The sequence below is a fragment of the Streptococcus sp. GMD5S genome (genome assembly GCF_000298715.2).
Taxonomy (GTDB): Bacteria; Bacillota; Bacilli; order Lactobacillales; family Streptococcaceae; genus Streptococcus.
Genome location: NZ_AJRG02000019.1, coordinates 25,266 through 36,417, shown reverse-complemented (window position 1 = coordinate 36,417; position 11,152 = coordinate 25,266). Strand labels below are relative to the sequence as shown.

The 11,152-nt window shown below is 38.3% G+C and carries 9 protein-coding genes and 4 tRNA genes; 11 read left to right on the top strand and 2 right to left on the bottom strand.

The features are described from left to right. The first annotated feature begins 11 nt into the window (after positions 1-11). The 4 genes from GMD5S_RS0208510 to GMD5S_RS0208495 all read left to right on the top strand — a co-directional run bounded on the left by GMD5S_RS0208510 (position 12) and on the right by GMD5S_RS0208495 (position 372). Positions 12-84 (top strand) — tRNA-Phe (locus tag GMD5S_RS0208510). Positions 85-100: 16 nt separating this feature from the next. Next, positions 101-171 (top strand) — tRNA-Gly (locus tag GMD5S_RS0208505). A 33-nt stretch (positions 172-204) separates the two neighbouring features. Further along, positions 205-278 (top strand) — tRNA-Ile (locus GMD5S_RS0208500). 6 nt (positions 279-284) lie between these two features. Continuing rightward, positions 285-372 (top strand) — tRNA-Ser (locus GMD5S_RS0208495). A 76-nt stretch (positions 373-448) separates the two neighbouring features. Here the strand turns inward: GMD5S_RS0208495 and birA are convergent. Beyond that, positions 449-1,384 carry a bifunctional biotin--[acetyl-CoA-carboxylase] ligase/biotin operon repressor BirA gene (birA, locus tag GMD5S_RS0208490; RefSeq protein WP_000835305.1) on the bottom strand — a complete coding sequence of 312 codons (936 nt, stop codon included), beginning with the start codon at positions 1,382-1,384 and terminating at the stop codon, positions 449-451. Then, the gene (locus GMD5S_RS0208485) at positions 1,381-2,241 is read right to left on the bottom strand and encodes an AraC family transcriptional regulator (RefSeq protein WP_000959979.1); all 861 of its coding nucleotides are present in this window, start codon (positions 2,239-2,241) and stop codon (positions 1,381-1,383) included. Before GMD5S_RS0208485 ends, birA begins: the two co-directional genes overlap by 4 nt. Before the next feature lie 107 nt (positions 2,242-2,348). On the opposite strand from GMD5S_RS0208485, the gene GMD5S_RS0208480 reads away from it, so the two are divergent. The 7 genes from GMD5S_RS0208480 (at position 2,349) to GMD5S_RS0208450 (ending at position 11,093) form a co-directional block, all read left to right on the top strand. Next, positions 2,349-4,511: an alpha-galactosidase gene (locus GMD5S_RS0208480; protein ID WP_000538957.1), complete on the top strand. Its 2,163-nt coding sequence runs from the start codon at positions 2,349-2,351 to the stop codon at positions 4,509-4,511. A gap of 34 nt (positions 4,512-4,545) precedes the next feature. Further along, on the top strand, positions 4,546-5,796 hold the full coding sequence (locus GMD5S_RS0208475; RefSeq protein ID WP_000872423.1) for an extracellular solute-binding protein: 1,251 nt from the start codon (positions 4,546-4,548) through the stop codon (positions 5,794-5,796). Between the two features lie 18 nt (positions 5,797-5,814). Then, positions 5,815-6,687: a carbohydrate ABC transporter permease gene (locus tag GMD5S_RS0208470; protein ID WP_001007695.1), complete on the top strand. Its 873-nt coding sequence runs from the start codon at positions 5,815-5,817 to the stop codon at positions 6,685-6,687. 16 nt (positions 6,688-6,703) lie between these two features. After that, entirely contained in the window at positions 6,704-7,537 is an 834-nt protein-coding gene (locus GMD5S_RS0208465; protein WP_000711267.1) for a carbohydrate ABC transporter permease, read from the top strand. A 201-nt stretch (positions 7,538-7,738) separates the two neighbouring features. Further along, positions 7,739-9,181: a sucrose phosphorylase gene (gene gtfA, locus GMD5S_RS0208460; RefSeq protein ID WP_000155215.1), complete on the top strand. Its 1,443-nt coding sequence runs from the start codon at positions 7,739-7,741 to the stop codon at positions 9,179-9,181. A gap of 131 nt (positions 9,182-9,312) precedes the next feature. Next, on the top strand, positions 9,313-10,506 hold the full coding sequence (locus GMD5S_RS0208455; protein WP_008293041.1) for an O-antigen ligase family protein: 1,194 nt from the start codon (positions 9,313-9,315) through the stop codon (positions 10,504-10,506). A gap of 143 nt (positions 10,507-10,649) precedes the next feature. Further along, the gene (locus GMD5S_RS0208450) at positions 10,650-11,093 is read left to right on the top strand and encodes a MarR family winged helix-turn-helix transcriptional regulator (RefSeq protein WP_000872568.1); all 444 of its coding nucleotides are present in this window, start codon (positions 10,650-10,652) and stop codon (positions 11,091-11,093) included. The last annotated feature ends 59 nt before the right edge of the window (positions 11,094-11,152 follow it).

The following is an 11,152-nucleotide window of genomic DNA, read 5'->3' as shown; positions in this document are numbered from 1 at the left end:
TCCCGCAATTTGGCTCGGTAGCTCAGTTGGTAGAGCAATGGATTGAAGCTCCATGTGTCGGCGGTTCGATTCCGTCTCGCGCCATATTTTATTTTATTAAGCGGGTGTAGTTTAGTGGTAAAACTACAGCCTTCCAAGCTGTTGTCGCGAGTTCGATTCTCGTCACCCGCTTTGAACGAAAGTTCATACCAAGTTTTTGAACTTGGGCGCGTAGCTCAGGTGGTTAGAGCGCACGCCTGATAAGCGTGAGGTCGGTGGTTCGAGTCCACTCGTGCCCATTAATAGGAGAATTACTCAAGAGGCTGAAGAGGACGGTTTGCTAAATCGTTAGGTCGGGTAACCGGCGCGGGGGTTCGAATCCCCCATTCTCCGTACGTTAAGAGAGCTGTTAGGCTCTTTTTTTGTATGTAAATCCCCCTTCTAAATCATTAAAAGGGGGATTTGTTTATTACCAACCCGTTAGTGATATTTCTCCGCTATTTAGCCAGATAGTATGTTTATCTTCAAATTCGACTTGTAGTTGGCCGGATTCTGAGATTTCTTTTGCAAGACCTTTCTCAAATTTTCCGTCTAGCTGGAAAGTAACTTCTTTTCCAAGAACGATTGATCTTTCTTTATAGATATAAAGTAGCTCATCTGAATCCGTATTGTAGAAACAATTCCATATTTCGCTGATGAGCTCATTACGACTAATTGGTGCAGGTGGCATAAATAGGCTGCCTGCTTTTTCTTTGAGGTTATCTGGGAAGTCTGCTATAGAAAAATTTATACCAAGTCCGATAATGACGTCTGTAACCAAGCCTGTCTCAACTGATGTCATCGCTTCAGTGAGGATACCTGCTATCTTTTTATTTTTAAAGTAGATGTCATTTACCCATTTGATATCTACTTCTATCATAGTTAGGTTTTTAATGGCTTTGTAGACTGCAGCAGCTACAAGGAGAGTATAGGAAGGGAGTTTTTCATAAGGAAGATTGGGTTGAACATGCAGGGACATATAGATCCCCCCCTGAGATGGAGAATAGTAGCGGCGCTGAAAGCGGCCACGACCTGCTGTTTGACAGGTTGAAAGATAGAGTGTATTTCCTTTGTTTCCAGCTTCAATCCCTTCTTTTGCATCTGTTTGGGTTGATTTGGTCTCAGGTTTGTAGCGAATGGTTAAGTTGGTGTTCTCCTGAATCAAATCAGGCAATATCAGATCGCCTTGAATAAGCTTATAGCCTCTATTTTTGATACTGTCAATTTCTAGGCCTTCTTGTTGAAGACGTTGGATCGCTTTCCATATGGATGTACGGCTTAAATTCAGTTCTTCTCCGATTTTTTCTCCGCTAACATAATCGTTTTCTCTAGCTAATATTTGGTAGACTAGTTGGTGTGATTTCATTGATTTTCCTTTCTAGCTAAGAGGGAGTGAGAGTATTCTTTTCGAGTTTGACTAGGTGTTTTATGAAAAAACTGTTTGTAGGCTTTTGAGAAATGTAGTGGGTCTGAAAAACCTACAGAATATGCAATGACTTTGATCGTTTCATTTGTGTGTTCTAGTAACTGTTGAGCACGGTTCATTCGAACGAAAAGTAAATACTCTTTTGGAGAGAGTTGGTGAAATTCTTTAAACACACTAGTTAAGTAACTTCTATGAACCGATAGCTCTTTTGCTAAATCTTGAATGGTGAGCGATCGTGGATAGTGACTATCAATTAATTGTTTGCAGTCAAGATAGAGCTGGTGAGTTGATGAAATATTCTCTTTTTTCTGATTGGGAGCAATCGTTCCTAGATGAAACATTAGTTCATGGAGTTGTCCCATGATGTGGAGTTGAGCCAATTCATTAGTTTTTGTAATCTGAGCAAAGCGGACAATATCTGAGATGAGTTTTGCAGTTGTCTGTGTATGACAGTTATTTGACTGGATGAGGTAGGATTGGTCAGAAATTTGAGATAGAGCAAAGTAGTCGGGTGTCCTCCCTCCAGTGATCCCCAACCAGTAGTAAGCCCAAGGATCCTGGTTATCTGCTTGATAGAATGTTAATTCATCTGGTTTTAGTAAAAAGAAATCTCCTGCCTTTAAATCAACAATTTTCCCCTTATAATGGAATTGACCTTTTCCTTTAGTAATGTAATGTAGTACATAGGTATCTCGAATAGCTGGGCCAAAAGAATAGTTAGGCGTGCATTCTTCATAACCGTAGAAGCTAAGAGAGAGATCAATTGTTCCAGTCTGGTATTCTGAAAAAACGAGCATGGGCCACCTCCTACCTAACATTTTACCATACTTTGTATACATTTCTCTATTTTAGAAAGCGCTTTTATGTGATAAAATTTTATCAAGAAATGGATGAGGTACAATTTATGGGAGTTCGAATAGAGAATAATCTATTTTACGTTGAGAGTAAAAGTTTAAGTTTGATTATTGAAAATAGGGATGGGTTCTTATTATTAAAACATTTAGGAAAGACTATTAAGAACTATAGAGGGGCTAATAGTGTTTACGAACGCGATCATGCTTTTTCTGGTAATCCCATAGCTACTAATCGAACCTTTAGTTTGGATACGCAACGTCAGATTTTTGGACAACATGGTTTGGGTGACTTTAGAAAACCAACTTTACAGATTCAACATGATGCAACTGAAGTAACAGACTTTCGATTTGTAGAAGCAAAGATTTTAAAAGGTCAGAATGGTCCACAGGGCTTACCTTCTCCTCACAGCATGGATGCTACAGAGACGCTTGCCTTGATTTTAAAAGATCCTCAAGCTAAACTTAGTCTTACTTTGTATTATACGGCTTTTGATAATGATGCGACAATTGCTAGTTACAGCAAATTCGAAAATAATAGTAATCAGGAAGTTGTCATCCATAAGGACTTTTCTTTTATGGCTGATTTTCCTGCTGCAGCTTATGAAATGGTGACTTTACAGGGAGCTTATGCTCGTGAAAAGACTGTTCGACGTCAACAGGTAGAGCAAGGAATCTTTTCAATTAGTTCGAACCGTGGAGCTTCTGGGCATGCTCAAACACCAGCTCTTCTATTATGTGATCAAGGAGTTACAGAGGATGCTGGGAATGTGTTTGCTCTACAACTGATGTATAGTGGAAACTTCGAAGCTTTTGTCCAAAAGAATCAACTGAATGAAGTTCGGGTGGCTATTGGCATTAATCCAGAAAACTTTTCTTGGAAGTTAGATCCTGAGGAAAATTTTGAAACACCGGTAGCTTTAGTGACCTATTCAGATAAGGGATTAACTGGTATTAGTCATGAAAGTCAGAATTTTGTACTTAAGCACATTATGCCAAGTAAATTTTCTAAAAAAGAGCGTCCAATTCTAATCAATAACTGGGAAGCTACCTACTTTGACTTTCAGAGAGAAAAACTGTTAGAACTAGCTGATGAAGCTAAGAAAGTTGGAATTGAACTTTTTGTATTAGATGATGGGTGGTTTGGTAATCGCTTTGATGATAATCGTGCTTTAGGTGATTGGGTTGTGAATGAGAAAAAACTGGGTGGAAGTCTAGAAAGTCTGATTTCAGCGATCCATGAAAGAGGTTTGCAGTTTGGGCTTTGGTTAGAACCGGAGATGATTTCTGTTGATAGCGACTTGTATCGCAAACATCCTGACTGGGCTATTCAGGTTCCAGGTTATGAGCATACCTATTCTCGAAATCAATTAGTACTTAATCTTGCCAATCCTCAGGTAGTAGAATATTTGAAAAATGTTTTAGATGAACTCCTCTTTCATCATAAAATTGACTACATCAAATGGGATATGAACCGCAATATCACTAATCTGGGGAATGGTTCAGTTTATCTGGAAACCCAGATGCAGTCTCATCAGTACATGATGGGGCTTTACGAACTCGTTTCTTATCTGACAGAGAAGCATAGCCATATTCTCTTTGAGTCCTGCTCAGGTGGTGGTGGACGAAATGATCTTGGTATGATGCGTTATTTCCCACAAGTCTGGGCTAGTGATAATACTGATGCAATTGCACGTTTACCAATTCAATACGGTTCATCCTATCTCTATCCAACCATTTCTATGGGGGCTCATGTATCAGCAGTACCAAATCATCAGATGGGACGAAAGACCCCATTGGAAACTCGTGGTCATGTAGCAATGATGGGAAATCTGGGCTATGAGCTTGATTTAACAAGTTTATCAGATGAAGAGAAGGCTGAGATTGCTAATCAGGTGAGCTTATATAAAGAATTGCGACCAGTAGTCCAGTTGGGAAATCAGTATAGGTTAATCAATCCCAATGCTGAATCCAATGAAGCAGCTCAACAATTTAACTATGGAAATCAAACGATTGTAACCTACGTCCGAGTCTTATCAGTTGTAGAAACAATGGAAACCACCTTGAAACTGAAAGATTTGGAGGTGGAAGGGCTTTATGAGCTGGAAGGGACAAACATTGTTTATTCGGGTGCAGAGCTCATGTATGCAGGTTTAACTGTTACCCTATCACCAGGAGATTTTTTGAGTAGACAGTATAAATTCAAAAGACTATAATAAAAGCGTATAAATTTATCAAGGAGGCATTCCAATGAAATGGTATAAGAAAGCAGGTTTTCTTTTAGTAGCTGGGGCAAGTTTACTAGGCCTAGTGGCTTGTGGTCAGAACAATCAATCAGCTGATGGTAAGGTAACGATTGAGTTTTTTAACCAGAAGACCGAGATGGCAGATACCTTGCAAAGGATAGTGGATGATTTTGAGAAGGAACACCCTAATATTGATGTGAAGCTGACTACAGTACCTTCAGCTGGAATTGTTCTAAAGACTCGTATTTTATCAGGAGATGTTCCAGATATTATTAATATCTATCCTCAAAATATGGATTTTCAGGAGTGGGCGAAGGCAGGCTATTTTGCAGATATGACAGGAAAACCCTATCTTGAGAACATCAAGAATGACTATGCCGAAAAGTATGCAATCAATAACAAGATTTATAGTGTGCCATTAACAGCCAACCTTTATGGAATCTATTACAATAAAACGAAGTTTAAAGAATTAGGACTTGAGGAACCGAAGACTTTTAAAGAGTTTCAAGAGATTGTCAAAAAGATAAAAGATAGTGGGAATTCTCCGTTTGCGGTTGCAGGCAATGAAGGCTGGACATTGAATGGTTACCACCAACTTTCTCTCATTACTCTTACAGGTAGTGGAGACGCGGCTAATAACTACCTTCGCTTTTCAAAACCAAACGCAATCTCTGCAGATGATGCTATTTTAAAAGCAGATGCAGAACGACTCGATTTATTAGCAGATAATGCTCAAGATGGTTGGCGTGGTGCCTCTTATAATGATGCGGTGGTAGCATTTTCGAGTGAAAAAGCCTTGATGATGCCACAAGGATCATGGGCATTAGCCGCAATTAATCAACAGGATCCAAAATTTGAGGTGGGGATGTTTGCCTTTCCTGGAGAAGAAGTAGGAAAAGAAGTCACTGTTGGTGCAGGGGATATGGCATTATCAACTTCAGCTACTACCAAACACCCTAAGGAAACCGAAGAATTTATCAGCTATATGACTAGTCCAAAAGCTATGCAGTCATACTATGATGTAGATGGATCACCAGTTGCGGTAAAAGGCATACAGGAAAAAGAAGATTCAGCGCTTGCAGCTATTTCTAAACTGGCTTTTACGGACAAACATTATGTTTGGTTGGGCCAACGCTGGAACTCTGAAGAAGACTTTTTTAATCTAAGTGCAGGTTACCTGATGGATAAAAATCTGAAAAATATGGCAAACAATCTCAATGCTTTCTTTAATCCAATGAAGGCAGATTTGGACTAGAATAGGAGTTAAGATGATATGGCTATTCGAAAATTTTTAAATAAATACTGGGGTTGGACATTTTTGCTCATCCCGCTTGCTTTACAAGCTATCTTCTTTTACTTTCCAATGGTACAAGGTGCTTTCTATAGTTTGACTAACTGGACTGGATTGACCTATAATTATAAATTTGTTGGTTTAAATAACTACAAATTACTGATGATTGATGGGAAATTCTTCACAGCCATATCCTTTACTTTGATTTTAACTCTGGCATTGATTATTGGAGAGATTACGATTGGGATGGTTGTGGCACGAGCCTTAAATTCTAAGATGAAGGGGCGGACCTTCTTTAGAGCTTGGTTCTTTTTCCCGGCTGTTTTATCTGGTTTGACAGTTTCCTTGATTTTTAAACAATTCTTCAACTATGGGCTTCCAACGATTGGAAAAATTTTAGGAATTAGTTTTTTACAAGAGAGTCTATTAGGGACACCTGTCGGAGCGGTAGTGGCAACTATTTTTGTTCTTCTATGGCAAGGAGTAGCTATGCCAATCATTCTCTTTCTTGCTGGTCTTCAGAGTATTCCAACTGATATTTTAGAGGCAGCATCAATTGATGGTGCAACCAGTAAACAAACTTTTTGGAAGATTGAATTGCCCTATTTACTGCCAACGATCTCAATGGTTTTTATCTTGGCTCTTAAGTCTGGTTTGACAGCCTTTGACCAAATTTTTGCGTTGACGAGTGGTGGTCCAAATAATGCTACAACGTCTCTTGGACTTTTAGTCTACAACTATGCTTTCAAGAGTAATCAATATGGATATGCGAATGCAATTGCCTTGATTTTATTCTTAATTATTGGAATTGTTTCTCTGATCCAAATCAAGCTATCAAAGAAATTTGAAATCTAATAGAGGAGTCCTACACATGAAAAAAGAAGAAAAATTGAATCAGTTTTGGAAATACGTCCTCTTGATAGTCGGTGGTATTCTTATACTTGTTCCTTTGTTGGTAACAGTATTTAGTTCTTTCAAGACAACTAAGGATATCATGAATCATTTCTTTAGTTTGCCCAATCCTTTTACGTTGAGTAATTATGAACGATTGATTTCGGATGGAATTGGAGGCTATTTCTGGAATTCAGCAGTTATTACGGTGTTATCATTGATTGTAGTGGCTTTCTTTATACCAGCTGCAGCTTATTCCATTGCTCGAAATATGTCCAAGAAAAAAGCCTTTGCAATTATGTATTCGCTCTTGATCTTAGGGATATTTGTTCCATTTCAGGTGATTATGATTCCCATCACAGTTATGATGAGTAAACTCGGTCTAGCGAATATGTGGGGGCTAGTAATACTCTACTTAACTTATGCTATTCCACAGACTCTCTTCTTGTATGTTGGTTATATTAAAATCAGTATACCAGATAGTTTAGATGAAGCTGCAGAAATTGATGGGGCTGATCGTTTTACAACTTATCGTCGAATCATTTTTCCAATGTTGAAGCCCATGCATGCGACAACTTTGATTATCAATGCCCTCTGGTTCTGGAATGACTTTATGTTGCCACTTTTGATTCTGAATAAGGATTCCAAGATGTGGACTTTGCCTCTCTTCCAATACAACTATCAAGGTCAGTACTTCAATGACTATGGCCCAAGCTTTGCATCCTATATTGTAGGAATTGTAACGATAACTATTGTCTACCTCATCTTCCAAAAACATATCATTTCAGGAATGAGTAACGGGGCAGTGAAGTAAGAAAGTGCTTAGGGAATCTATAATTCCATACATAGACGAAAGGTTCAGCTTGTTGGCAATTCTATGTAGAAAACAAGAAAGTAGTACTTAGTTGCTTGCAGTTTAGTACGAGTTCGATGTGAACAAAAATCTAAAAATATCTTTCATTTACGAAGCCAGGTCATATAAGACTTGGCTTTCATCAGAAAAAGGAGAACATCTATGACCATTCAAAATAAAACTATGTTGATTACTTACTCAGATAGTCTTGGAAATAATCTTAAAGACTTATATGAGAATTTGGAAGAACATTTTGGCGATGCTATTGGGGGAGTTCACCTTCTACCATTTTTCCCATCAACAGGTGATCGTGGATTTGCGCCAGTTGACTATGATGAAGTGGATTCAGCTTTTGGTGATTGGGAGGACGTTAAGCGTTTAGGTGAGAAATATTATCTTATGTTTGACTTTATGATTAATCATATTTCTCGTCAATCTAAGTATTATAGGGACTATCAAGAAAAACATGAAGCCAGTGAATTTAAAGATCTCTTTTTAAACTGGGATAAGTTTTGGCCAGAGAACCGTCCGACACAGTCTGACGTAGATTTAATCTACAAGCGTAAGGATCGTGCACCAAAGCAAGAGATTGTATTTGCAGATGGTTCAGTAGAACATTTGTGGAATACCTTTGGTGAGGAGCAGATTGATCTTGATGTGACCAAAGAAGTAACGATGAGATTCATCCGTAAGACCATTCAACATCTAGCAAGTAACGGGTGTGATTTGATTCGTCTAGATGCCTTTGCTTATGCAGTGAAGAAATTGGATACCAATGATTTCTTTGTGGAACCAGATATTTGGAATTTATTGGACAAAGTTCGAGATATCGCTGCTGAGTATGGGGCAGAGCTTTTACCTGAGATTCATGAACACTATTCGATTCAGTTTAAAATAGCGGATCATAATTACTATGTTTACGATTTTGCCCTTCCAATGGTGACTCTTTATACTCTTTACAGTTCCAGAACAGAGCGTTTGGCCAAGTGGTTGAAGATGAGCTCGATGAAGCAATTTACGACACTAGATACTCATGATGGGATTGGAGTGGTGGATGTCAAAGATATCCTGACTGATGAGGAAATTGACTATGCTTCAAATGAACTCTATAAGGTTGGAGCGAATGTCAAACGCAAGTACTCTAGTGCAGAGTATAACAATCTAGATATCTACCAAATCAATTCAACCTATTATTCAGCACTTGGAGATGATGATGTCAAGTACTTCCTTGCTCGTTTGATTCAAGTTTTTGCTCCAGGCATTCCTCAGGTTTACTATGTGGGTCTATTAGCAGGAAAAAATGACTTGAAATTTTTAGAAGAAACCAAAGAAGGTCGAAATATTAATCGTCATTACTATAGCAACGAGGAAATAGCAGAAGAAGTTCAACGTCCTGTGGTGAAGTCTCTTCTCAATCTATTTTCTTTTCGTAATCAATCAGAGGCCTTTGACCTAGAAGGGACTATTGAGATAGAAACACCAACAGCTCACAGCATTGTAATCAAACGTCAAAATAAAGACAAGTCCGTAACAGCAGTAGCAGAAATTGATTTGCAAAGTCAGACCTATCAAGTAGTGGAAAACGGCAGAAAAATTCAGTTCTAGTGCTATATTGATGATAGAATTTTTTGTGGTGAAAACGTGTTCATTGTTCCCAAATGACGGAAAAAATGGTAGAATATAAAGATAGTTTAGCATTTATCTTCTGGAGAAATCCAGAACAGAAAGGATCCGTTTTGAAATCAATTGGATTACTGGATAAGATAAGAGGGCTTTCGAAAAAAGATTTCTTTTTATATTTGATGATCATAAGTATCTTTTTACCTTTTTATTTATTCTTAGGGCTCTTTGCTTTATATTTGATAGGTTTACTTGTTACTGGGGAGATGAAGGGAATTATCAAAGGATTGGCCAAACATCCTGTACTTCTCTTTTTTATTGCCTACAGTAGTATCATCTCTATCGTCGCTAAGAATTGGCTTGGATTGGTTGCATCTTTACTGATGTTTCTCTTCCTCATTTTCTTTAGTTTCTACCAGAAACGTCTGACACATGCTTTCTTTCGACTGATACTGCAGACAATCTTGTTTGGTAGTGTGCTCTCTGCGGCTTTTGCTACTTTGGAGCATTTCCAAATTGTAAAGAAATTTAACTATGCCTTTCTTTCGCCCAATATGCAGGTATGGCATCAGAATCGGGCAGAAGTGACCTTTTTTAATCCTAATTACTATGGAATTATTTGTTGTTTCTGTATCATGATTGCCTTCTATCTCTTTACAACGACCAAGTTGAATTGGTTGAAGGTATTCTGTGTGATTGCAGGCTTTGTTAATCTCTTTGGATTGAACTTTACGCAAAATCGAACTGCCTTTCCTGCTATTATCGCTGGAGCCATCATTTATCTCTTTACAACCATTAAAAACTGGAAGGCCTTTTGGCTTAGTATCGGGGTCTTTGCGATTGGCTTGAGTTTCCTTTTTTCTAGTGATTTGGGAGTTCGGATGGGGACTTTAGATTCCTCTATGGAAGAACGCATTTCTATCTGGGATGCTGGGATGGCCTTGTTTAAGCAAAATCCTTTTTGGGGGGAGGGGCCATTGACCTATATGCACTCTTATCCTCGGATAAATGCTCCTTATCATGAACATGCTCACAGCCTTTATATTGATACGATTCTGAGTTACGGAATTGTGGGAACCATTTTATTAGCTTTGTCTTCTGTTGCTCCTGTTCGTTTGATGATGGATATGAGTCAGGAGTCGGGGAAACGTCCAATTATCGGTCTTTATCTATCTTTCCTTACAGTGGTTGCTGTGCATGGAATCTTTGACTTGGCCCTTTTCTGGATTCAGTCAGGCTTCATTTTCTTGTTAGTTATGTGCAGTATTCCATTGGAGCGTCGAACTTTGGTATCAGACATGACGGATTAAGTTTATAAGATTGAAATCTTCTACCTTGAGTAGGAGATTTTTTACTGAGAAAAATTAGTTCTAAATCGAAATAGTTGACAGTTAGAATAATAAGTATTATAATGTTTTCATTCGTATCGATATGGAAATAAATTGGAGGTTTCATGAAATATTGTCATTTGGTAGCCCATCATATTCGTTTGTTGAATGGGCGGATTTTTCAAAAGTTACTGAGACAAGACCCTGACTCTCTTTATCGGAGTGAGCAGGGAAAGATTTTAGCGGTTTTATGGAATAGTAAGACGGGCTGTGCAACTGCGACAGATATTGCGCTTGCGACTGGGCTTGCTAATAATACGCTGACGACTATGATAAAAAAGCTAGAGGAACAAAATCTTATAACTGTCAGTCCGTGTGGAGAAGATAAGCGTAAGAAGTATTTAGTTTTAACAGAGTTGGGCAAGTCCCAGAAAGAAGTTGGGCAACGTGTCAGTCAGAGATTGGATACTATCTGTTACAAAGGATTTTCAGAAGAGGAAATTAGGCAGTTTGAAGCCTTTCAAGAAAGAATTTTGGCTAATCTGAAAGAGAAGGAAAATGAGGTTTAGAGTGGGATAAATTAGTTATTAAAAGTTTGGTAACTTGACCAACCGAGGGAAGTTTTAAA